This is a genomic window from Grimontia sp. NTOU-MAR1 (assembly GCF_035758505.1).
Classification (GTDB): Bacteria; Pseudomonadota; Gammaproteobacteria; order Enterobacterales; family Vibrionaceae; genus Enterovibrio; species Enterovibrio marinus.
This window is the reverse complement of record NZ_CP142109.1, coordinates 1,012,403-1,036,411: the sequence shown is the minus strand read 5'-3', so window position 1 is coordinate 1,036,411 and position 24,009 is coordinate 1,012,403. Positions and strand designations below refer to the sequence as shown.

At 48.5% G+C, this 24,009-nt stretch carries 19 protein-coding genes; all 19 read right to left on the bottom strand.

What is annotated here, in order from left to right; genetic code table 11:
- Position 1: 1 nt before the first annotated feature.
- The 19 genes from VP504_RS22620 to VP504_RS22530 all read right to left on the bottom strand — a co-directional run bounded on the left by VP504_RS22620 (position 2) and on the right by VP504_RS22530 (position 23,866).
- The gene (locus tag VP504_RS22620) at positions 2-1,552 is read right to left on the bottom strand and encodes a sigma-54 interaction domain-containing protein (protein ID WP_325894306.1); all 1,551 of its coding nucleotides are present in this window, start codon (positions 1,550-1,552) and stop codon (positions 2-4) included.
- A 3-nt stretch (positions 1,553-1,555) separates the two neighbouring features.
- Positions 1,556-4,171, bottom strand: a complete 2,616-nt coding sequence (tssH, locus tag VP504_RS22615) for a type VI secretion system ATPase TssH (protein ID WP_325894305.1) — start codon at positions 4,169-4,171, stop codon at positions 1,556-1,558.
- Positions 4,172-4,182: 11 nt separating this feature from the next.
- The gene (gene icmH / locus VP504_RS22610; protein ID WP_002538789.1) at positions 4,183-4,974 is read right to left on the bottom strand and encodes a type IVB secretion system protein IcmH/DotU; all 792 of its coding nucleotides are present in this window, start codon (positions 4,972-4,974) and stop codon (positions 4,183-4,185) included.
- 3 nt (positions 4,975-4,977) lie between these two features.
- Positions 4,978-6,312 carry a type VI secretion system baseplate subunit TssK gene (gene tssK, locus VP504_RS22605; RefSeq protein WP_002538788.1) on the bottom strand — a complete coding sequence of 445 codons (1,335 nt, stop codon included), beginning with the start codon at positions 6,310-6,312 and terminating at the stop codon, positions 4,978-4,980.
- Between the two features lie 2 nt (positions 6,313-6,314).
- Positions 6,315-6,788, bottom strand: coding sequence for a type VI secretion system lipoprotein TssJ (tssJ, locus tag VP504_RS22600; RefSeq protein WP_002538787.1), 474 nt, complete (start codon positions 6,786-6,788; stop codon positions 6,315-6,317).
- A gap of 4 nt (positions 6,789-6,792) precedes the next feature.
- A complete protein-coding gene (tagH, locus tag VP504_RS22595; protein ID WP_325894304.1) occupies positions 6,793-8,244 on the bottom strand; it encodes a type VI secretion system-associated FHA domain protein TagH in 1,452 nt (483 codons plus the stop codon).
- A gap of 8 nt (positions 8,245-8,252) precedes the next feature.
- On the bottom strand, positions 8,253-9,296 hold the full coding sequence (gene tssG, locus VP504_RS22590; RefSeq protein WP_325894303.1) for a type VI secretion system baseplate subunit TssG: 1,044 nt from the start codon (positions 9,294-9,296) through the stop codon (positions 8,253-8,255).
- Entirely contained in the window at positions 9,260-11,026 is a 1,767-nt protein-coding gene (tssF, locus tag VP504_RS22585; protein WP_325894302.1) for a type VI secretion system baseplate subunit TssF, read from the bottom strand. The genes tssG and tssF overlap by 37 nt, the downstream gene beginning before the upstream one ends.
- Positions 11,027-11,464 (bottom strand): type VI secretion system baseplate subunit TssE, encoded by a 438-nt coding sequence (gene tssE, locus VP504_RS22580; protein ID WP_325894301.1) that lies wholly within the window; start codon positions 11,462-11,464, stop codon positions 11,027-11,029.
- 3 nt (positions 11,465-11,467) lie between these two features.
- Positions 11,468-12,940: a type VI secretion system contractile sheath large subunit gene (tssC, locus tag VP504_RS22575; RefSeq protein WP_062709607.1), complete on the bottom strand. Its 1,473-nt coding sequence runs from the start codon at positions 12,938-12,940 to the stop codon at positions 11,468-11,470.
- Positions 12,941-12,969: 29 nt separating this feature from the next.
- Positions 12,970-13,482: a type VI secretion system contractile sheath small subunit gene (gene tssB / locus VP504_RS22570; protein WP_002538780.1), complete on the bottom strand. Its 513-nt coding sequence runs from the start codon at positions 13,480-13,482 to the stop codon at positions 12,970-12,972.
- Between the two features lie 740 nt (positions 13,483-14,222).
- Complete coding sequence (locus VP504_RS22565) at positions 14,223-14,435, bottom strand: hypothetical protein (protein ID WP_325894300.1); 213 nt, start codon at positions 14,433-14,435, stop codon at positions 14,223-14,225.
- 468 nt (positions 14,436-14,903) lie between these two features.
- Complete coding sequence (locus tag VP504_RS22560; RefSeq protein ID WP_325894299.1) at positions 14,904-15,677, bottom strand: phospholipase A; 774 nt, start codon at positions 15,675-15,677, stop codon at positions 14,904-14,906.
- A 219-nt stretch (positions 15,678-15,896) separates the two neighbouring features.
- Positions 15,897-16,592: an ATP-binding cassette domain-containing protein gene (locus VP504_RS22555; RefSeq protein WP_325894298.1), complete on the bottom strand. Its 696-nt coding sequence runs from the start codon at positions 16,590-16,592 to the stop codon at positions 15,897-15,899.
- Positions 16,592-18,310, bottom strand: a complete 1,719-nt coding sequence (locus VP504_RS22550) for a branched-chain amino acid ABC transporter ATP-binding protein/permease (RefSeq protein WP_325894297.1) — start codon at positions 18,308-18,310, stop codon at positions 16,592-16,594. Before VP504_RS22550 ends, VP504_RS22555 begins: the two co-directional genes overlap by 1 nt.
- Entirely contained in the window at positions 18,288-19,139 is an 852-nt protein-coding gene (locus VP504_RS22545; RefSeq protein ID WP_325894296.1) for a branched-chain amino acid ABC transporter permease, read from the bottom strand. Before VP504_RS22545 ends, VP504_RS22550 begins: the two co-directional genes overlap by 23 nt.
- 17 nt (positions 19,140-19,156) lie before the next feature.
- On the bottom strand, positions 19,157-20,323 hold the full coding sequence (locus tag VP504_RS22540) for a substrate-binding domain-containing protein (RefSeq protein WP_325894295.1): 1,167 nt from the start codon (positions 20,321-20,323) through the stop codon (positions 19,157-19,159).
- Positions 20,324-20,354: 31 nt separating this feature from the next.
- The gene (iaaH, locus tag VP504_RS22535) at positions 20,355-21,761 is read right to left on the bottom strand and encodes an indoleacetamide hydrolase (RefSeq protein WP_325894294.1); all 1,407 of its coding nucleotides are present in this window, start codon (positions 21,759-21,761) and stop codon (positions 20,355-20,357) included.
- A 104-nt stretch (positions 21,762-21,865) separates the two neighbouring features.
- A complete protein-coding gene (locus VP504_RS22530) occupies positions 21,866-23,866 on the bottom strand; it encodes a copper amine oxidase (protein WP_325894293.1) in 2,001 nt (666 codons plus the stop codon).
- Positions 23,867-24,009: the final 143 nt, after the last annotated feature.

The following is a 24,009-nucleotide window of genomic DNA, read 5'->3' as shown; positions in this document are numbered from 1 at the left end:
ATCAGTCAATCTCCATTTTCAGGCACTTATGGGCCAGAGTACGTTTCGGTAAACCAAGGCTTTCAGCCGCTTTTGAGCGGTCACCGCCATAACTGGATAAGCGATAGCGAATCACACTGCTTTCGAAATTCTGCACTGCCGCCTTGAGGTTATTAATGTCGTCAATATCCACACCGATATAACTCTCAGAATTCACATCGTCAGAATTCGCAGCGACTGGGCTGGTTTGCTGCAGTACACGACCGCTGAAGCTGGAAGGTGTAATTTCTTCTCCATTCGCTGTCAGCGCACAGGCGTATTCAATAAGATTTCTCAATTCACGCACATTCCCCGGGAAGTTATGCCGATTCAGTAAATCCAAAGCGGCATAGCGAATACCGGCGATGTGCACGCCTTCTTGTTTGTTGTATTCAGCAATGAAGTGTTTACAAAGCTCTGGGATGTCTTCTTTGCGGATATTTAGCTCCGGCATAAAAACCGGGAACTGATTCAGACGGTAGTAAAGGTCTCGGCGGAAACTACCCTCTTCAGCTTTTTGTTCCATCGCCACATGTGTCGCCGCAACTAATCTGAAATCTGCATTCACTTCGCTGGAAGCACCTACTGGACGGTAGGTGCGGGTTTCCAGCACACGCAGTAGTTTGGCTTGCAGTGCCAACGGCATGTCACCGATTTCATCAAGGAACAATGTTCCGCCTTGCGCATCAGCAATTAGCCCCTGTTTCGCTCGGTCAGCACCGGAGAATGCGCCTTTTGCATGACCAAACAACTCACTTTCCAGCAGATTTTCAGGAATCGCCGCACAGTTGATGGCGATAAACGGTCTTTCACTGCGGTCTGAAAGTTCATGTACTGCGCGGGCAACCAGTTCTTTACCCGTTCCCGTGTCACCACAAATCAGTACATTCAGCGAAGATTGCGCCACAGTGACAACCTTTTCGCGCATTTCTTGCATCAATCGGCTTCCGCCAATCAATACGTTTTTCAGCTCATAAGCTTGTTCGCGCTTCTGCTCATCGTTGCGAATACGCTTGATGGATGAACTGAGCGCTGAAATCTGGCGATGCTCCTCACCTAAATCCTGAATAATCTGACTTTGGTTAATGAAGATCTCGCAAATGCTTTGCCACTGAGGATCAGCCAACAAACTGCTCAGTTGATGAGAAGAACCTGTGATGGTCAGAATCGCTTTGGTTCTTCTCGCTCCCGGCGGAAGCGGCATCACCAGGACACTTTCACCGCGCTTGCGATGATTCATGAGCTCAACGAAAACCGTATTTTCCTGCCAGTAATTTAACTTGGTTGGATCCAGCAGCATGGCTGACGAGGATTGGAAAACATGCGCAAACGGATGGCCGAAGTCATCTACTTCCCACTCAAAATGCTGGTCATTGTCTTTTGCACATAGCTTTCTGCCTTGCTGGCAAGGAAGCATGACCCACACGTTGCTGATCTGCAGGTTTGATTTCAACGCATCAACAAAGGTGTCCGTGAGCGTTTGCTGATCACGGATACCGGAAAGTGTTGCTGCCAGTGAAAGCCAATCTGCCATCGCTTATTCCACCTCGCTGACAAACTCGCCGTCTTCTGCGGTGAGGTAAACGCGCTTAACAGGCTCTCTTGCTGCAAGCTTATTAAGCAAAGCCAACGATACTGGCGGTAGTAACTGACCTTCGATGATAGCTTCAAGCATACGGGCGCCATTTTCAGAACGCGTAGCACGGCGTTGAATTTCGCCCACCAGCGCATCATCAATTTCAGTTTCCGCGTCATAACGCTGGGCAAACACTTTCACCAAGCGACTTAGTTTGCCTTTGATAATGGCATTGAGCGTATCACCACTAAGTGGCAGATAAGGCACAATTTCCATACGCGCCAGTAGCGCAGGTTTGAAGAACGCTGCCAACTCTGGATACAGCATTTCTTCCAGCAGTTGTGGTTGCTCTGCATAATCGACGATAGTCTGGTAACCCAGATTTGAAGTGAGGAAAAACACTACATTCTGGCAATCAATCACACGGCCTTCGCCGTCCGCCAGTTCACCTTTATCAAACGCCTGATAGAACAGGTTCAACACTTCCGGGTGCGCCTTTTCTACTTCATCAAGCAGCACGATGGAGTAAGGCATTTTTCGGATAGCTTCCGTCAGGATACCGCCTTCGCCATAGCCTACATACCCCGGGGGCGAACCAATCAGTCGAGAAACGGTATGTTTCTCCTGATATTCAGACATATTGATGGTGGTCAGGAATTGTTTGCCGCCGTATAAAAGTTCGGCAAGCTGCACCACGGTTTCGGTTTTACCAACACCGCTTGGCCCAGCAAGTAGGAAAGCCCCTTTCGGACGGCCAGGTCGACGCAAGTCAGCACGCGCTGTCAGCAAGTGACGGTGAATCACTTCCAGCGCGACATCCTGTCCTTTGATTTCATTACCCAGCAGTTCTGGAAGGTGGGTAATGCGGCTCAGCTCATCGGTGTTCATCTGATCAACGGGAACACCCGTCCAATCACCAATCACTTCGGCGATTTGCTGCGCATCCACATGTGGGTGAACCAAACGTTCTGTATGCGGAATGGTTTCTAGCTCTGCATAAAGGCCACGTAACTCAGCACGGATGGCTTTACGGTCTTCCTCGCTCAGAGGCTCTTCATCTTCCGACGGCACTGCAAGAATTTGCTGACGCTTCTCAATCACATCAGCAATCAGATCTTTCTGTACACGCCATGCCTCACGCAAAGACGCTTGCTCTTCAAGGTCTTTTGCTTCATCAGCTTCGAGTGATGCAAGCAGCGCTTCGTCTACGTCATAACCTAGCTCTGCCTGACGGTTCAGCATGTCAATTTGGCGTTGACGCTGAATGGTGCGGGTTTCCAGCTCTGCCAAACGACGCGGTGGTGAGCTAAGATTAATCGCGATTCGTGCACAGGCGGTGTCGAGCACGTCGATAGCTTTGTCTGGCAATTGACGACCTGAGACGTAACGCTCGGAAAGCTCCGCCGCTGCTACCAGCGCGTCATCACTGATCAGCACTTGGTGAGATTTTTCGTAAACGCCATGCAGACCGCGCATGATATCGACAGCTTGTTCTACATTGGGCTCATCCAGCTTCACCAGTTGGAAACGGCGGCTCAGTGCCGGATCTTTTTCAAAATATTTTTTGTATTCTTTCCAGGTTGTCGCTGCTACTGTTCGCAACTCACCACGTGCCAGAGCGGGCTTTAAGAGGTTCGCCGCATCGCCGCCACCTTCCTGTGCACCTGCACCTATCATGGTGTGGGCTTCATCGATGAAAAGAATGATAGGAACCGGAGAGGTCTTTACTTCATCAATGATGGCTTTCAGGCGTTTTTCGAACTCACCCTTTACTGAAGCACCCGCCTGTAGCAAACCCAAGTCCAAGGACATCAGATCAATGCCTTTCAGCGAGTCCGGCACGTTGCCATCAACGATGCGCTGTGCGAGACCTTCTACAACGGCACTTTTACCGACACCAGCATCACCAACGACAATCGGGTTGTTTTTGCGGCGACGACACAGAATATCGATCATCAGATTAATTTCGTCATCACGGCAAAGCACAGGGTCTAGTTCACCTTGCTTGGCCATTGCCGAGAAGTTGGTACAGAATCTCGCCAGTGCGGTTTCAGCTTCAGCAGGTACCGCTTGTTTTCCTTTGGCAGAATCAGATTTGACTGCTGTTTCAGCGGAGTCTTCTGTCAGTCGCGCGAAGTGCTTCTTCATCGTTTCGCGATTGACGCTTTCAAGCTGTCGGATAAGATTCAGCGGCAAGTAACGATCTGGGCGGATTAGTGCCGCTAGGAAAATAACACCCGATCGGATTTCTGAATGACCCAGATCCGTCGAGCCCAGAAGCCACGCATCCTGAAGAAGCTCAACGAGCAACGGAGAAAAAGAAGGTGTGTTTTCAGGCACATTTTCGCGGCTCAAAGCATCGCCTGTCAGTTGACGAATGTGCGTATGGTCCACCTCCGCGCTTTTCAGCAACACGCGTACGTCGCACAGCGGGTTATCCAACAAAGTGAAAAGCAGATGCTCTACTGTCACTTCCGGATTTTGTCGCTCAATACTCAGTGCGCCCGCTTGCTCCAGCGCCAGTTTGGTCTGCTGGTTAAGTTTGCCAATTAACGTATGTAGTTCTATTCGGATCACGGGTTCACCTGTTACTGAAGAAGTTGATTAAGCTGTTCAAGCACGCTGGATGTTTTATTGCTGAGCGCGATTGAGTACCCCGTAAACACCACCGCAAGCAAAGTGATAAAGCCTGCGAAGATCGTCCACACCGGTACCTGCTTACTCAGGCGGTATTTGGTAGAAACCACGTTATTCGCGGCACTTGTCAGCGAGACTTGTTCGTTGTCATCCAGTTGACGCAGCAGTTGGTGAAGCTTGGTGATCACCTTTTCATATTCTTCGCGTCCTTTTTCCATCACCTTGTAACGCCCTTCAAACCCAAGCGTCAGGCAAAGAAAGATGAATTCCAGCAGCGATTTGTAGCGCTCTGGCTCGCTCTCCAAACGAGAGAGGATGGTGAAGACTTTCTCACCGCCCCAGGTTTCGTTGTGAAAGCGCGTCAACAAAGAATGCTCTGCCCACACACTGTCTGCGCCCCAAGGCGTACTCATAATGGCTTCATCCACGAAAGAACAAAGCACATAGCGATAAGCCAGAATTACCGCGTGGTCATAACCTTTTTCGGTCAGCTCCACTTCAATGGCCTTAACCTCCTCCACTGCCTGCTTGTAGATGGTTTCCACGTTGTGGCATTCGGAAAGTTTTCTCACTCGAAGGGCCATTCCCAGCAGGGGGGTCGCTGCATCAATCAGTGGGTTGATGTTGTCACCGCGCAGCTTAAACCAGTAATCCTGATCCGCGTCGATATTGGTCGCTTCGTCAAACAAAAGGTGGTCGTAATGGCGCTCTTTATCCGGCGCATCGATATACATTTCTGCCATGGCTTAGCTCCTTATTGCCCAGAATTGCAGGTCGAGATCCGGGAAGTTACCAGCGACGTGGAAGGCGAAACCGCTTGCATTGGCCAACATCGCCCAGGCAGCGCTGGTTTTATCCAGCTGGTAATAGGTGTATCCCGCGTGGTAAGGCAACTGACGTGGCGCAACCGGCAACGGAGAAACCGGAATACCTGGCAATTGCAGTGAGATGAGTTCGCGGATTTTTTCCACGGAAGCCACTTTGGTTTGCTGTACAAACAGCTTGCGAAGCTCTTCCATTGGCATGCGAGCGCGTACTGCCAGAATGAAGTCGGCATCGCGAACCAGCGAAGGATCCTGAAGCGGTGCCACCATAAGGCCGTACTTGCGTTGATGAAGTTGAATAGAGACTGCACGCGGCTCCAGCACAATGCTGAGAGACTGACGAAGTCTGGTCATCACCGGCTTGAATGAAGAAACCGGCATGTCGTGCTGATAACTACCAAATTCCGGTGCCATGCGGCTTTCATCGGTGAAGGTTGCCAGCTCACCACACATGGAAGATAAAGCTTCATACAACCTTTCTGGGTGGAGGCTACGCAGTCGTGAAAGATGTTGAAGTTGTGGCTGCATGCGGTTCAAAGATTGAAGCAACATAAAGTCGGAAACATCCGCCACACCACCCTGGCTTGGCGCGCCAATACGTTGGGAAATGTTCTTCGCACGTTCACGCATCAGTCCTGCCATTTCGCCAATAAAACGATGAAGCACGGACACTGCACCAACGTTCAAGTGGCAAGGTACGAAGCTGTCATCAAGCAACACGCTGCCGTCAGGACGCTTTTCCAGAATGCGGGCAATCGCGATGGAGGCGTATGCACTTCGGTCTTCTTTTTCCAGCATCAAACGCAGGCAAACCGGACTCACATCAATCGGTGCCATGTCGCCTTGGAAGGTATGAATATCACGTACTTCCTGACTGACAGAGGTGTATCGACCTGAACCTGCGCCTTCCGGCCAGGTCACTTCGGTGATCGAATCACTGCGAAGTGGAATGGCAAGATAGACAATCTGATTCGCCAGTGAACTATCGACCACTTCCAGCGCTTCTGGTTGCATGTCCTCCTGAGGAATGCGGAAGACAGTTCCATCAGGCATCACGCCCGATGCGCTATCGAGCGCAATACGGCCAAAGCTCAGATACTCCGCGTTCAGCGTCATTTCAGTCAGGCCATAGAGATAGCGGCTGACAGAGCCTACGCGCTCATCCAGCTGATATTCCAAATTACGCTGCTGCTGTTGAAAATGCTGCGGCTTAACAAAAAGCCCTTCGTTCCAGACAACCCGGTTTCTCGCTGACATCTTTACTCCACTTTATCCAGAACGACTTCGGTGCCATCGAAGTACATAAGCAGGTGGTAAACCCGACCAACCGGCAGGACCTTAACGACTTTCTTCCAATCACTGACATCTGGGTCAGAGAAGCGCGCCATCACGGAGATATAGCGCGTACTTTCATCAATCTGGAAATGGTCGATAAATTTGAATTGCCCCGGAATCAAAGAGAAATCTCGGTGGTCGACATAATTACTTTTCAGCGCGCCTTCAGCATCGCCTGCCAGTTGGTCAAAGCCGGACGCCAGAAACATGGAGTCGTCTTCCAGTTCAAAGACCTGCACTTCAATCGGTGTCGCATCGCCACTGATGTTGGGATTGACCTTTTGTGTCGCTACCAAACTGAACGTCACCGTTGTCGGTTGATCTTTTGGCAGTGCGTCATCACTGCTCGAACAACCGAAAAGCGTGAATAGCAGAAAGCAACCTAGCAGACGTTTCATCGCCTTATACCTCCAGTTGTTTCTCACGAATCTTTCGGTCGTAAGCCTGATCAAAGATTTCCCAGAACAACTTTTCGAAGCCACGCTGACGGTCTGAGGTCAATTCCTTGTAGTAGCTTTTGTACATGTTCCATGCCCAGGCATCTGCGGACTCTGGTGACACTTCACCAGGACGGCGATAGGCGCTGAATCGACGCATCAGCACTTCTGGCGAGAATGCGCGGAGAATTTGGCCTAGTGCTTCCACGGTGGCGCTTTGCACCGCTTCATTGTGGTGTTGGATGTTAGTCAGGCTTTCGCTAATCGCAGAAGGGGCAGACAAGTGGACCATACTACGGTCACGATCGAACATGGTTTCAACTGTTTCTTCATAGGGCAGACCAAGACGAAGCGGGTTATCTTCAATCGGTTGAAGGTTCTTGTTCATCATGCCAAAACGGCTTTCTTCAACCTGCTGATGCAGCGCCAAAAGGCCACGGATGGCAGATTGCAGTGAAGCGCCCATCTCTTCTGACAGTGCCTGCATTTCAGCCATGTTGCTGCTATTACCCGCTTGAACACCAAGGCCACGGAAAATAGGGCCTGTTACCAAGTGATTGCCATCTTCCGCAGGTGTCTCACTCCCATATTCGCCCGATGCATAACCACTGAATCCGTTTTCGCCATAAGCGTTTTCTGACTTGTCAGCATTTGCGTAGTCACGCCCAACTTCTTGTTCCAGGCGTTCAAGGGTTTTGTCATCCATCAGGGCATCCTCATAGGGTAAAGTCCGTTTCAGCGTGATCGCTGAACTCATTTCGTATTCGCTGTCTGCATGCACGGTTTTCTCCGCGCCGTGCCATTCGGTGTCTTTGGCGAGCAGATAGCTTTCTTTCAACTGCTCGGCAGACATTTCCTGGTGCTCGGTCAATGGGTCGTCACCAGATGATGTTTGGGGAGTGGCTGCTTCTAACGCAGCTAGGGGATCATCAATGACAGCATCATCAGGGTTTTCCACGTCAGTTTCATCACTCTGAGCACCAATCTGCGTTGCGTCTTTTTCTGTCAGGAAGACATTTTCCAAGCCATGTTGATTGCCTGAACTGTCAGATCCTAAAGCGCTCAAGTGAATGCGAATTTGGTAAGGGCCAATCAGCACCATGTCGTTGTCTTTGAGGCGCGCTGACTTTCCTGCTCCAACAGGAATCGTTGCACCATTCATGTAGCTCGCGCCGCGAACATCAAGCAGACAAAGTTCGCCATCTATCTCGACAATTTCTGCGTGATGTGGGAACACCCGTCCTTCGCGATCAATCAGGTTCCACTCATCTGCACCACTCGAACCAATCGAGCCTCCCTCATTGGTAAACACATGAGTGGCGGACAAGCCAGCCTCTAAGTGCTGGGTGTTTGTCACAGTAAGTGTTGCCTGCTGCAACTGAGATTCCTGTTCTATCTTCGGATAGTGTTGAGACATATTTCCCTCTACTGCCTAGCCTGAATGCGCACCATACGCGGCCTATCTAGTTCACCGGTGAAAGATGACCACCCGAGCGATACTGGATTCTTCGCTGAAAGGCGCATCGGCGGTGCCTGGTCAGGCTTCAAGCCAAGTTCCAAATCGAAAGCCATTTGCTCACGCAGCACGAACTCCACTAACGTAAGCAAAGGCATATACTCCTTGCCGGAAGGGAGAAAATCGAGAAAACGCGCTTGTGTAAGTCCGTTAATACAGATGACAAACTTGCCGCTTCGATCGCCGACTTTGTCACCGATTACCGTGTCCATACCCAAAGCCGCGTTGGCCATTCCCAGACTCATTTTCTGTTCCTCAGGAATTTTGACGTGGCGTAATTCCCACTGACGGATGGTGACGTCTTCCAAGTCAAAACAATGCGAGATTATGCCTGAGACCACCTGGGGGGAACGGCTGCGCCCGGCCAATGTGCCAGCGTAAGACAACATCTTGCACCAGTTAATTGGGGTATCGCCGCGAAGGTCGCTGTCTGCCAGCCCTACCAGAGCGAAAAGCTGGGCAGAAAAGGCATCTGACGCATCTTCGCGGAAGCGGATGTAGTAGCGATATTTGCGCCAGATTTGGTAAACCAGCGTGATAATTCTGTGATTAAAGAAGTCCAGAAACGGTTTCCTGAGGCCCGTTTCTTCGTTTTCCGTCAGGATTTCTTCGAGGAAAAAACCCGGCAGTGGTGACTGCGCGCCGCTCATCCCAAGGAATGTGGTTTCAAGGCGATATCGATTACCGTCTACTTCTTCCAGAGCGGTAACATCACTCGCGGCAAAACCAAGACCTGGATGGTTGCCAAATAGCAACTTGCTGGAGGTCGATTTTTCACTTTCCGGATCCAAGTCATTGAGGTGGTGCATAAGCTCCACCAATTGATAGAAGTTGTAGGCTCTGACATTTTTAGGCAGGCCCGATCCCTTGTTATCGCCCCCACCCTTTTCATGAAAGTCAGGGGCAACAGTTTCCTCTATATCAGAGGTTGCTGTCCGTTCTGAATGCCCCATGTATACCTTTCCTTATTATCAGCATTAATGACCACCAACTCGTGGAAGGAGTTGATGCTGGCGTAAAGTGAAAAAAATCGGCTTAACACAGTGCCGAAAATATATAGCTCGCCCTCAGAGCCAAACGCACTCTGAGTTAAGGTTATTTCTGAACGCAACCCACGCACCGGCAAACCGCGAATAAGTTTTTCAATCGGCTTTGACTGAATATCAACAATACCGTCCAGACGCTGGCGCGACACACGCTCTGCCTGACGGTCAACCAAGGCGCGGAAGTCATACGCTCGCAAGACTGAAGTGAGGGCGTCCTTGGAAAGTAACGAGAGGTAGTTGAGCGACAGATTTGAAATCAGTGTCCAGAGCAGGGTTCCATCAAGCATCGGACGCATTGGCGCAGTCGGTTCAGTCAGGTTGCTGAACTTTGCATATGCAGGAGACGAATCCGTCGGGATACTAATATCACCCTTTCCTAGCTCCAGTGGCAATTGTCGGTTTGTACACGTCAGAGCCAGCGAAATCGCTTCACTGAAGTCCACGCATTCTGTTTCATCGCTCCGGACAAAAGATATATGGTGGTCAAAGCCATCGGTATGAACACTGTCTTTGACCCGAACACGGTAGTAGAGCGCTTTTCTATCTCGTGCACGTTCGATTTCATGCTGAAAACTTTCAAATGGCGTATAGGTACGAACTTGACCGCGAATGCGTCCAACATTGTTTTCCTGCCAACCCTGAACCAAATCCACACTGAATATTTCGTAGTGCGAGGCATAACGGCTGGAAGGTGTAATCTTGTATTCAGTGCTTTTCCCGTTGAGATCAATCGGATCTGCATCGTGAGAAAAGAGGTTGATGATTGGCGTGCAGTAAAGCTCAAAGCTCTCCTCTTTCACACGGACATCTGGCGGAAGCGTTTTAGAAAAGCTGAATCGTAGTGAGATTTTCCCCTGTGCTTCCTCAGGAACAGACTTGCCAATATCCGGCACATCGAAAAATAGATAGGCTTCAGGAAATGAGAGATATTCCTGCAAAATACGGTAGCCTTCATAGACATTTTTCGGGTACGGCAAAATGGCATCATCACTGTCAAAGCCGACAGCTCTGAAGCTGTTTTTAGGTAAGGTGACAACTTTATCGCCAGCAACCACTTCTACTTTATCGAGATAATGGCTGAGCCAAAGATAAAGCATTTCCGCACTGTAGGTTTCCCCTCCGAGGAAAAAACGCAGTGAGTCCAAACCCAACTGTCCCGCCATTTGATCGCCTAGTATCGTCAACTCAACATCTACCAGTGACGCATCTCTGGTGTTGATGGTAGAGACCTTGTCACGGCGTAATGGATATATGTCGACTTTGCGGCAGGTTCTGAAGTGACAGACAGTGCCAAACACGGGATTAGCATCAAGTTGTGTGCCTTTCTCAATTTGTTGGGCGTAAGTCAACGCTTTTTCGTCTGGGGAGAACTGCACAATGCTGATGCTAGGGACCGGACGAAGATAGTTCGGCCACAGCATATTGATAATCGAGTGTGTCAGCTCAGGAAATTCATCTTCAACTTTTTCACGTAATCTTCCCGTGAGAAACGCGAAACCCTCAAGCAAACGCTCGACATCTGGGTCGGTGTTTCTGCTGTTCAGAAAGCGGGCAAGCTGAGGGTAAACTTCTGTAAACTCCACGCCCTGCTCGCGCAAAAACGCCAGCTCATCCCTGAAAAATCGATTCCGTGACACTTAGACTACTCTGTACTTACGGTTGCTATCCAACAGAAGGTCCATCTGCACATTCTTATGCAAGGCTCCTGCATTGATTGATGCAGTGATTTGAAACCTTAGGTTCAGCGGTGATCCGTTATCCGGTAGTACGTGGATATCCATCTTCTTTATCCGTGGCTCATAGGTTTCAATGCATCGTCGAATGGCTCGGCGTATCTGCAAAGCCAGGTCATGGGAACTCAGGGACGCGTCATTGAAATCAATCAGACCAAGTTCTGGCGCGCTCAGGGACTCGCCCATACGTGCGTTCAGAAGATTGGTGACATTTCTCTTTAACGACTGCAGAACCTCATCGGAATCTGGACCCTGAGTCACCGACCGCTTTGGTGCGTCAGCTTCTAACCTTTGAAAGAAGCTGACGCCATACGCGGAGTCCTCTGCGTCTGGTAAAGCCATGAATTACTGATCCAGGCGACCTACCAGTGACAGTTCGAAGTTCGCACCCATGTACTTGAAGTGAGGGCGAACAGCCAGAGAAACCTGGTACCAACCCGGATCGCCTTCCACATCCATGACTTCCACTTTCGCTGCACGAAGTGGACGACGGCTGCGAACTTCTGCCGGCGGGTTTTCCTGATCTGCCACATACTGACGAACCCAGGTGTTCAGCTCGCGTTCTAGATCCTGACGCTCTTTCCAAGAGCCGATCTGTTCGCGTTGCAGCACCTTGATGTAGTGCGCTAAACGGTTGATGATCATCATGTATGGCAGCTGAGTACCCAGCTTGTAGTTGGTCTCTGCTTCTTTGCCTTCTTTGGTGTTCGGGAACACTTTAGGCTTCTGGATAGAGTTTGCAGAGAAGAACGCGGCGTTATCACTGCCTTTGCGCATCGTCAGTGAGATGAAGCCTTCCTCGGCTAACTCAAACTCTTTGCGGTCAGTGATAAGCACTTCGGTAGGAATTTTTGCCTGAAGCGCCCCCAGAGATTCAAACAGGTGAACAGGCAGATCTTCCACTGCACCGCCACTTTGCGGACCAATGATATTTGGACACCAACGGTATTTCGCGAAGCTGTCAGTCAGACGTGAAGCCAGTGCGAACGCAGTATTACCCCATAGGTAACTTTCGTGTGAATCCGATACGTTTTCGCGGTAGTTGAAAGACGTAACTGGATTTTCAACCGGATCGTAAGGAACACGCAACAGGAAGCGTGGTGCAGTTAAGCCCAGGTAGCGAGCATCTTCTGATTCACGTAGTGAACGCCACTTGGTATAACGGGGGCTTTCGAACGTTGCGGAGAGATCTTTTAGGTTTGGCAGTTCTTCGAAAGAGTCGATACCGAAGAATTCAGGTGCCACTGAAGAGATGAATGGCGCATGCGCCATTGCACCTACTGAGCCAACATACTGAAGCAATTTCATGTCTGGCGTACTTGGTGTGAATGCATAGTTGCCGACAAGTGCGCCTACTGGTTCACCACCAAACTGGCCGTAACCTGCTGAGTAGACATGCTTGTAGAGACCAGATTGCGTTGTCTCAGGCGCAAATTCGAAGTCGTCCAGCAGCTCTTGCTTCGTTGCATGTAGCACTTCAATTTTGATGTTTTCACGAAAATCAGTGCGGTCAACCAGCAACTTCAGGCCACGCCATGAAGATTCCATTTGCTGAACAGGCTCGCAGTGGAGGATCTCATCCATTTGAGCGCTGATTTTCTTATCCAGTTCAACCAACATCTGGTCTACCAGCGCTTTGTTAACTGGTTCTTCCTGCTGATCAGAGCCAATAAGGTTTTCAATGAATGCAGCTACACCTTTTTTGGCGACATCATAGCCTTCTTCGCTAGGTGCCATACGGGTTTGAGCCATGATGTCGTCGAGCAGACTGCCAGATTCATAGGCAGAACTCTCAAGCGTTTTCTCTTGTACGGACATTAACAAAATCCTTTTCTCTTCTGCGTTGATTACTGTTCGTCGGCCGGTTGCTCTTCAGCACCTACCAACTCCAGTTCAGCGAGTAATTTCTCGCGGGAATCTTCAGATGCCAGCAGCTCTTGAAGACGGGCTCGGAAAGCAGGGATATTCCCTAACGGGCCTTTGAGGGCAACCAGTGCTTCACGAAGCTCAACAAGCTTCTTCAGCTCTGGGACCTGGTTTGCTACTGAATCTGGAGAGAAATCCGCCAAAGACTTGAATGACAATTCAACAGGAAGATCTTGACCTTCCTCCTCTGTCATTACATTTGGCACTGAAGTAGTCACGGAAAGATTGCTCTCTCGCATGACTGAGGTGAAGTTGTTTTTATCGACAGAAACGGCTTCGCGTTCTTCGATTGAGGTGTCTTCTGGGTGACCTTTGAAGTCGCCCAAAACGACCATTTTCAGCGGGAGTTCAATCTCCGCTTGAGCATCGCCGGTTGCTGGAACGTATTTAATATTAATACGTTCTTTTGGAGCAACACTTCCCTCTTTCGCCATTTTACGCTCTCCTTTCGCTATAGAGACTTTACGGATTAAACATGGTGAAGCATCGATTTCATGCCGCACAAAAGTGCTATTCTATTTCAAGAAAAACACTAACAAGCGGACAAACTCTTCTGAAAAGCCAAAACAGAAGAAATAACAGAAGAAATCAAGAAAAATCACATCCACGCCGAATTTCCATCATCAAGAAACGGCTAAGTTAGACATTACTAATTAGTCTAGATTTACAGCAAAAAGAACTTTGGAGGGAAAAAGAAGAGAACAAGTAAAGCTTGATGAAATGCAAAAATAGATCTGCCATAAATGCATGAGGCAGAATGCATAACACCCAACTATGATTCACTTGTTAAGCTTGTACCACCTTAGAACCTTGCCAACCAACGCTATGTTTTTATTAGTATTTTTAGAGTTCCATCGAGAGGTTATCTCACCTCCCAATCACAGAACCGTATCAATTTTTCACTAAAGCACCCATATAATTGCTTCTCAATGAGGAGACTATATAAGCGACAAAATTTTATACTTATGATTATTCATTAGTACGAGCATAAACAAGGTATAAATTACTAATTTACAGCCATGAAATAATAAAACTAGACATTGGTCGCGATTTCTCATTTATAAGACAATCAACTCAATGGGGGGCATTAGAAAGGTATTAGATGTGAGGCTAGTGCAAAACACCCACTTCATTAAATCCTGGAAAATGGACACAGGTTTAATTACAAATTCATTTATAGCGTAGGATGTTTATAATTTAAATTGCTATTAGGCAAAGCTACTCGACTGGTCGAGAAGCTAGCCGACATTCCCCCATCTAACACCAATAACAGCATCGTTAAAATCAACATCATATCCAGTTGTGACAAGGGTTTTGCCGTTTGTTTACATATTGGTCTAATCTCCTCAGATAATTCATCGGCTGGTTGGAAATCTGGGTTTGCCATAGGCCGTTAGCTCATTCCCGTGACACGCTAACGGGATACCATCCACGGTCTCGTTAATTGAGGCATATGTTAGAGGACAAGGATGGGGTCATCGTGAACTGTTCAGATATTATCCCTTTGCACAATGTAACCGATTACACCACTCCGTCCGCGACAGAATTAAATCTCATGTGATGAGTGCAAATTGCAGACCAAAATTACTATTCAAAGCATTCAAGAAGTTAGACACTACCCCTTACCAGCTCGGGCAATTTATTGCCTGAATCATGGGTAAGTATTTGCCAAGCTGGTCATTTTTTGCCCTCAACTTGATGTCTAATTCTGCTAACGACAGGGAATCCTAACTCATACTTAAGTATGGCAGAAGTGCTAGCATTCTAGGCGTGCATATTTTGCGTCGTAAAATTAGATGACGCCTAACATGTCATACCTGAACATTGGGTATGTAGTTCAGGAGTTAAAAGTGACTCAGAAGTTAAAAGCAACACCTAAACCATAAGCAGTATCATCAAAATTGTAGTTAGAGATAGTCAGTCCATACCCGGTTTCAGCCTTCATATAACCTCTCAAACCTTGGTAGATTGGAAAGTTCCAGCTAATTCCGTAGTACAGATAATCTAAATCATCGGCAAACAGGTTACTGATGGTCAACTTAATGTCTTGTGAATCTGCTGGTTGCCATATAACTTCCAGTCGCCCGTAACCTAGATAATCAGAAATATCGGGATTGTAAGCCACATCTCCGACCCTGAGCCAGGGCTTAAAGCTGACATAGCCCCAATCCCAATAACGTCGAGCATCGATATAGACGCGGTTCCAGCTCACCTCATTGTCACCGCCTGCACCGTTAGACTCATGCTCTGCACCAATATCAACTTGCCAACTTTCCAAATTAAGCCGATAGAAGAGTTCAGGGTTATAGGCACTATCTCTAAAGTACGCAGAAGTGTCGTATGCCTCCCAGTTTGAGCGCTGCGTATACGCAAGGTAGAGCCCATCTTCTCGTACTTCAAGCAACCGATATTTAACACTGAACTGGAACTGTACAAAGGTGTCTTTCGCTTCTGTGTCATTTGGGTTTAATGGTTCAAACCGCTCTTGATTAACGTGACGTTCCTTATAAAAAGGGAGTAAATAGTTATCTTTATGGGCAGACAGCCCTTCGGCCGCAGTAGCAAGTAAGGGAATAAGCATCATGCCACAGCCCGTTACAAGGCCTAATGTCAAAGAAAAAGATCTCATCAATACTCCCTGATGCATATTTCACTCAATATGCTTAATTAACTAATTCAGGAGTATAGACACGGTTCAATAGTGATAGGTCACCAAATGAAGGTATGAATCAGCAATGACTCAGTCGACACAATCAAGAAAATAATGCAAGCGTCATTTTTAGGGGGTACATAACAAAAAAGCCTGGCACGCAAAGCAATGCCAAGCTCTTAAAATCATTCTCACTATTTAAATCAATAGGTCCTTTACCACATTACCTCTTAAGTCAGGAGAATTTGGATAAAGAGACTTAAGCTCACCATGATCCATCACCCAACAGGCGTGGGCGATTTGCTCTATTAATGAGAGATTCTGCTCTGCCACAATGAAGCTTCTTCCTTGTTTGGCTTGTTCGAGAATAACCTCTCCCATTCGCTCGATATTTTCGGGCTGTACCCCCTCTGTTGGCTCATCCAGTAATGTCATCAATCCATCTTCGACAACAGCTCGGCAAAAAGAGACCAACTTCCTCTCGCCACCCGACAATTTTCCAGCCTGTACGTCATAGCGCTTTTCTATGATTGGAAAGGCCTCAAGAAGGCGCTCTACGAGTGGGCTTTTACCCCATTTTCCTGTCAAAGAAAGGTTATCCCGAACAGTCAATCCACCAAATACCGACTGTTCTTGCAATCCGTGGCTAATTTGCTTTTGCTGTCGCTCAAAGGCACTCAAGCTCGACACATCGTTTTCATTCAGAGATATTTGGCCAGTAACAGGGGGCAAAGAGCCAGATAACAGCTTCATCAGAGTCGTTTTCCCTACGCCATTACGACCAGCAAGGCACACAACCTCTCCTTTCCCAATTGAAAAGTTCACATCCCTGACGATCGTGATATCTCCATATCCGCCAGAAAGACCTTTCACACTCAGAATTTCCTCTGACATTACTTGGTTCCTCCTGTGTATATCGCTCGTACGTCTTCGTTCTCGCGAACATAGTCAAAGCTGCCAAAACACAACATAGAACCTTGATTCATCACCAGCACTTCGTCAGCCAATTTCTCCACCACTTGCATGTCATGCTCGATAATCACGCAGGGTTTTCTCTCTCTGGCGATGTAATTTTTGATGATGTCGATGAGTTTTTTTGTCTCGACAGGTGAGAGTCCCGCACAGGGTTCATCGAGCAATAGCAAGTCAGGTTCAGCAAGACAGGTCATCGTAAAGTCCAGCATTTGACGTTGCCCTACCGATAGCGATCCGGCCAAGACTTCACCTTCTTCAAGAAATGGCATCGCTTCGTAAAGCGCGTTTAAAGATGCCGAACGTTTTCCGTATTTTGCAACTCGGAACAAAGACTTCTTATTCGAGCGACTCGCCCATATCGCCAAATGGATATTTTCTTCAACACTTAACGATGGGAACACACAGGGAATTTGTAATTTCCGGCCTATACCCTGACGTGCAGCATCATAGGGTTTTCGGGGCTGAAAATGCTTACCATTCCACAAGAGATTTCCGGAAGAAAGAGGAAGCGCACCTGTCATAGTGTTGAATGCCGATGTTTTCCCAGCACCATTGGGACCAATTAAGCACTGAATACCTTTTCCGCCTAAACGCATATCCAATGAACTGAGGATATTCACCGGTCCGATAGACACTGAAACATCGTTAATGGCTAGCGTCACCCGTTTTTCTGACGAGCCAGAAACCGCTTCTTCTAACTTGTCATCCTCAATACGCGTTTTCGTCGCAGGCAACCAACCTAGCAAACCCTTGGGTAAAAAGAGCACCACAACAATGAAAATAGACGCAACTATCACTTCCCAGTAAGGGAACGACGCTTTCAACTCACTGGACACCATTCCCATCACCAAAGCACCAGCAATAGGACCAACTAGCGTAAAACGTCCTCCCACTGCAGCCCAAATAACAAACTCCGCCGAGAGGAAAAAGCCCAGTGCCTGTGGCGTAACGATGCCCTGATGGACACTATAAAACGCGCCCGCCAACCCAGAAACCGCAGCGCTTATGGCAAAGACAATACTTTTCAGTTGGTCACTTTTGTAACCCAGCAGGTCAACACGCTGTTCATTATCACGGATGGCATTAAGCAAAAGTCCGAATGGCGTGTTTTCTAAATACTGAAGGGACAAAAGCACAACTGCCACTGCACCCGCAATCACCCAATAAAGGTTTTCGTAACGGTCTGTTCCTGGAATGTCGTTAATGCCATTAAGGCCGTTAAACCCGCCTGTGACACCATCAAAAACCAATGCTAATTGTGTTGCCAACATGGCAACTGCCAGTGTGATCAAAGAAAAATAGGGGCCGGAACTCGAAGTACGCGAGAACACCAGTTTTCCCAACGCGAAAGCTAACAACGCAGGTACCAGAAGTGCCAAAAACAGTCCTTCTACGACACTGAACACCGATGCCTGTTCAACATTCACATAACCATAAAGATACGCGCCCAATCCAAAGAATGCGGCTTGGCCAAGCGGTAAGAAACCTGCCTGCCCCCAACAAGACGCAACGCTCAGTGCTGCGAGTCCGAAGATTAAATAGAGACCAACCTCATACGCAGTGTAGCTATCGATAAATAGTGGCAGTGCGAAGATAAACGCCAGTGCGTAAAAATTAACGTTGCGAAATGATGCCATTGGGTTTCCACCATAAAAAGAAAATCGACAGCAGAAGCACACCTGTATAGCCGACGACCTTGTCGAACAGGTTGGAGAGGGACTGATCTAAGCCGCCAATCATGCCGCTTCCCAGAATCAGGCCTTCAACGCTGCCGAGGCCGCCAATCACAAGGGCGAAAAATGAGGAGAGCAAGTAATCCAGCCCCATGTAGGGGTCGACCCTCACCAGAGGTGCAATCAATGCACCGGCGAGCCCTGCCGTACTGACACCGAAAACAAAGGTGTAAAAAGCAACGCGCTCAGTATTAATTCCTACAGCCTGAGCTAGTGCAGGATTGTCTACCATAGCGCGGATTTTCAGGCTGGAAGGGCTTTTTCTGAACCATAGGTAGATGCCTGTCATCAAGGCGGCAATCAACACCACCAAGAGCAATCGATAAACTGGGTAATCAACACCAACAACATCGACGGTGCCTGGCAAGTATTGAGGAACATTTTGGTACTCCCTACCAAAAAGAGCCTCAATCCCTTTTCGGATCAGCATGGCAACACCCCAAGTTGCCAACAAGGTGTCAAACGGCCGCTGATAAAGGTGCCTGATGAGGCCCTTTTCCATGAGTGCACCGACTAAAGCACTCACAATGACAGCCAAAAAAAGGCCCGCAGGCCAAGGCAGTGACCATTGACTTGCGAGCAGCGCGCTATAAGCGCCAAGCATGACAAACTCACCATGCGCCATGTTCATCACACCTAGTAGTCCGAACACAGCGGCAAGGCCTGTTGCAACTAACGCCAACACTGAGAGGCTGTAGATGACGTTCAAAATATACAAGGTCAACACATCCATGTGCGTCACACTCTCCTTTAACTGCAGGTACTGCCGCTAGGCACGTTTTCAAAGGTTTCAACAACGCGGAATCTGCCGTCTACGGCTTCCGCAAGATAGATATCTTTATCAACATGCCCCCTCGTCAACGTCATGTTCCCGCGAGGAGAAGAAAATGACGCGCCCTCAGAAGCGCTGGCAATTTTTTCAGCCGCTACGCCTTTTGCTTCGTTTGCCAAGGCTTTGAAGAGATAGACACCGTCATAGCAGGACTCACCTAATGCATTAAGTGCTGGTGCATCACTGCCAAACTTTTCGTAGTAGCGTTCAGCAAATGCGGCGGCTTTTGCCGAGTTAATGTTCTGAAAATAACCTGATGAAGAGTAAAGTCTTGCAGCATTTTCTGCCCCAATACCTGCTAGGGTATTTTCTTCTATTAAGGTGCCCAATCGCAGGGCTTGCTTGTCCAAACCGAAGTTTGCAAATGCGCGGTTAAAGCTCACAGATGCACCGCCAACCAAAGTGATCAGTACTGCATCAGCGCCACTGGCTTTGATTTTTGCCAAGCTGGAGTCGAAGTTATCGGCTGAAAATGGCAGATATTCCTCACCGACTACCTCACCACCTGCTGCTTTAATGTATTCTTTCGCCGCAGCATTCGAGTCACGTGGCCAGTTGTAATCATTACCAATCAAATACCATTTACTGACCTTGTTGTTTTTTGCTAACCAAGGAATGACCGGTGCCAATTGCTGCGCAGGGGTCTCACCGAGTACATAAGTTCCCTCTGCGCACTCACCACCTTCATAGATTGGCGTATAGATGTAAGGCACCTCGCCTTTGAACAAGTTGGTGAGTGCACCTCGCACAGCACTGTCATGCATGCCAATAAACGCATCCACTTTTTCGCCTTTGTACAGGCGCACCGCATTTTTCAGCGCATCGGAAGGAGAACCGCCAGCATCGGCATAAAACACTTCAACCTGCTTGCCTAAAATGCCACCCGACTTGTTGATTTCTTCAACCGCCATTTCTGTGCAGTTTTTACAGGAGGGGCCAAACAGACCCGCGGGGCCTGATTGGGGAATCATCACACCGAGTTTAACTGTCTCCGCAGCGAGAGCCGGGGTTGAGAAAAAAGTCGGTGCAATCGCTGCCAGCAGCGCAGCACTCATCGACGAAGTTAAAAATTCGCGTCTTTTCATTGTTGTGTTCCTTACATCTATGAAGAGTGGATCAGGGGCGTTGCGTAAAGTTGAAGACTGACTCCAGCGCTTCCGCGATCGATAGCAACCGCTCATCGCTGTTGAAAGGCCCATCAATTTCGATACCAACAGGCAAGCCGTTATGGGTTAGGCCAATGGGCAGGCTTATTCCTGGAATGCCTGCATTGCTGCCTGGATCGGTGTTATGAATAAAAGTTGGAAAGGTAGGTAGGCGTTCGCCATTAAGCTCAACGGTTTCATCATCACCAATAGGCGCGGCAGGCAGCACAGTGGTTGGGAAGATGACAGCATCCACGCCTTGCTTCGAGAAATAGTCTGCGTAGGTTTGTTGGAGTTTAGGACGAACCACATTAACAGCTTCTCGATACACGGATTCTGGCATCGCGCCATCAGACATCAGCGAAGCCATCAATCCACTCACGTCAGGGCTTAAAGCATGATCAGCGACGTCTTTAATACTGATATGTGATGCATGAGCGGTGAGATAGGCAGGTAAGTCCTGCATAAATTCATAAAGCGCAATTGGGAAACTACAGGCTTCATCAAGCTCACCGACATTGGGAATATCAGCCTCAACCAAGGTCACGCCCGCGTCAGAAAGTTTTTTTAAAGCAGCTTCTGATAATCTGGCGACTTCAGGGTCTAGGTTGTCGAAAAAATAGGCTCGGGGTACACCCAACTTGATAGAAGCAAGGTTTGCAACCTCATCGATCGCAGAATCTTCTTTATCCGCCATAATGGCATCCAAAATGCGGCAATCCTTGACAGTATTCGCCATTGGGCCAGCCGTATCCCGGGTATGACTGACAGGTACCAGCCCCTCCGACGGATAGCGATTCATAGAAGGTCGAAAGCCAACGATGCCACAGAGTGCAGAAGGTAACCTTACGGAGCCCCCCGTGTCCGTTCCAATTCCTGCTGGCAGTATGCCCGCTGCAATCGCCACAGCAACACCACCGCTGGAGCCGCCAGGAATCCGCTCAGGATCCCATGGGTTCCTCGACGCGCCGCTAAAGCCATTGTTGGTGGTAATACCAAAGGCCAGTTCATGCATGTTGCCCATGCCACCCACTAATGCGCCACTGTTTAACAGTCGCTTAGCCACGACGGAAGCACTGCTGATATTACTGGCTAACGCTTTAGTCGCCGCAGACGCCGCAAGAACGCCAGTCTGGATGTTATCTTTGAAACAAAGAGGGATGCCATTGAGCCCTTCGCCTGCTTTACCACTCTGATCAGCGTCCCTAGCTGCCTTTCGAAGCATCTCCCAGTCAACCGTAATAAAGGCGTTGAGGTGTTTCAGGCTTTCCGCGCGCTCGATAACCGCGTCGATATAGGATTCGCAGGTTAAATTACCTGATTTCAATGCTGCCTTCAGCGTTTCTAATGTAAACGGTACATCTCTCTTATCCGTCATCTCTTGCTCCTGAGAATTATGCTTCCTTTCTTTCTCAGCATGAGACGAGCGTGAAGAAACCGCCATCCTCAACAATGAGGATGGCGGCAAAGACGTGAACTCAATTACTTATCAGAGGGAGTTTCTGCGTTCCGGATTGTCAGCGCAGGGTTATGGGCAAAGAAGTTGTGCGGCATGATATGTACCGTCTTCCACTCCGTAGACATCACAGGCCAATCTTCCATTCTTGGGATGTGATGAAAGCCAGCCGTAAACCAAGTAACGATATCTGCGTTCATCAGGGAACGGTCTTCTTTCACCCACTCTGACAGCGTGTCTGAACCATCACTTTGCACGGCATATTGGCCTCCGGCGTAGCGCTGTTCAGGATCGTAAACCGTGTTCCAAACAGCATATTGGATATAGGCATTTCGCTTCATTGGCGGATCATTTTCAAAATCAAATGGCCCATAGGCCACCGAGCCATGGTGCAGCATATAGCCGGGTTTATGCCCAAGATACCCGTCACGTTGCGCATTGCTGATATGTAAGTATCTCGGCTTGGCGGTCGAGGTTTTGTATCTCGCATTCAGCTCAGAGTCGAGCATAGTGTGTTTCACTTCCCACATTGAGCGACGCGGCACAGAAGGGTCAACTGAAGCAGGAACAATGTCCATGGTTGCTGCATGGTTCATCGGTTGGTCGATATCGAAATCAATGCGGAAATTGAAGTAATGGTCATGATTCGCCGCGACTAAATTTGGGGCAATCAGGGTTCCATAGCGAGTATCTTCCTTGTAAGTCTCGCTTCCGGTGTTGACCGAAGCGACTCCTTTGACTGCATCCAACCCTGTCGCTCCGACTTTGACATACAGTTGGCCATCTTGTTTTAAGCGATAGTCAATCAAGTAATCATAGTTACCCACTTCTGATGCAGTGCGGATAACTAATTCCGTTTCAGGACGCCCTTCAGCGGGAACAAATTTTTCCGGCCCTTGTTCAAAGACTTCAAAGTGACGCCATGCCGGGTCGCCTATATTGCGCTCGAAAATACAAATTGCATCGGGAATTTCAAGCGGATTTCCTTGGTCATCCGCAATCATTGCAGGCAAAAACGTCGCATAAACCGGGCAATCAATACCAGCCTGAAGTGGTGTCATAAACAAGCCAAAGCCATATTCACCACTGTCCATGTATGTACGCCAGTACCAGCCTTCCGTCGGGTCCATGTAAGGCACAAATACCTCTGACAAATGCGCCTGATAAATAATGGGTCGCCAGGTGCCCTGATCGTTAACATCGATGTTGGAGACTACTAAGCCCGCACGTTTCTCAGTACGGAAATTCAAACGCCAGATGTCCCATTCAAGATGACTGCCATCAAGGGTAAAGTTTGGTTTGCCTTTCTGAGTAACGACAGCCGGATTTGTCTTAGGTCTTAGTGGCACTCTTTTCGCCACTTCTTCCTCGGTGTAACCCCAGTCGTCGGCGGGAAGCGGCACTGCGCCATTATCAATGATTTCTACAACTTCTTTTTTACCAATGTCATAGGTGGCAAATAAGCCCTCAATAGGCTTCGCGTAGTAATTTGATCCTGTAGGAAGGACATAACATGGCACCTTCATCAGGCGCGAGTTTTCAAAGGCTTCTGTGAAGAAATTACCTGCGGTTAAAGGAAGACAAAAGACGTCATCAGGTTTCAAGCCACGTTTGGCCAACCCCTTTTCCATGTCTGGATGAGAAGTCGCGCCGGTCAACGCACCAATAAACTCCTCAAACAGGATCATAGGTTGTCCAGTGCCGTTTATTAAACTATTCGACTCCACTTTCTGTTGGGTAATGTTCACAACCGCTTCGTAGAAACCTTCAGGTCCTGTCATGACAACCGTTGCACGCCTATCGAGCGGCTGGCCTTTTTTCCATGCCAGTACCGTCTCTTTTGCTGGCTCTTTTAAATCAATTAAAGGAAACAGCGTACTCTCATCGGCCAGATTGGAACCACGTAAAATGCTTTGTATTGATTTATATTCTTCGGCCGTCAGACCATCCAGCGGGTGGGCACTCAATGGCGTCGATAGCAACGCCACTAAAGCAAGAGGTAGAAAAATAATCCTTTTTAGCGCCATCTCTTATCTCCTTCCTTTCATTTTTTCACTTTCAGCTTGCCTTTACCTTAAAGGTTGAAAGGTTTCTCTTCTTGGTAATAGGCGTCAGACACATTGGAGGTCAACGACAGGAGGACAGCGGATTGCAGACAATCCGCTGTCGG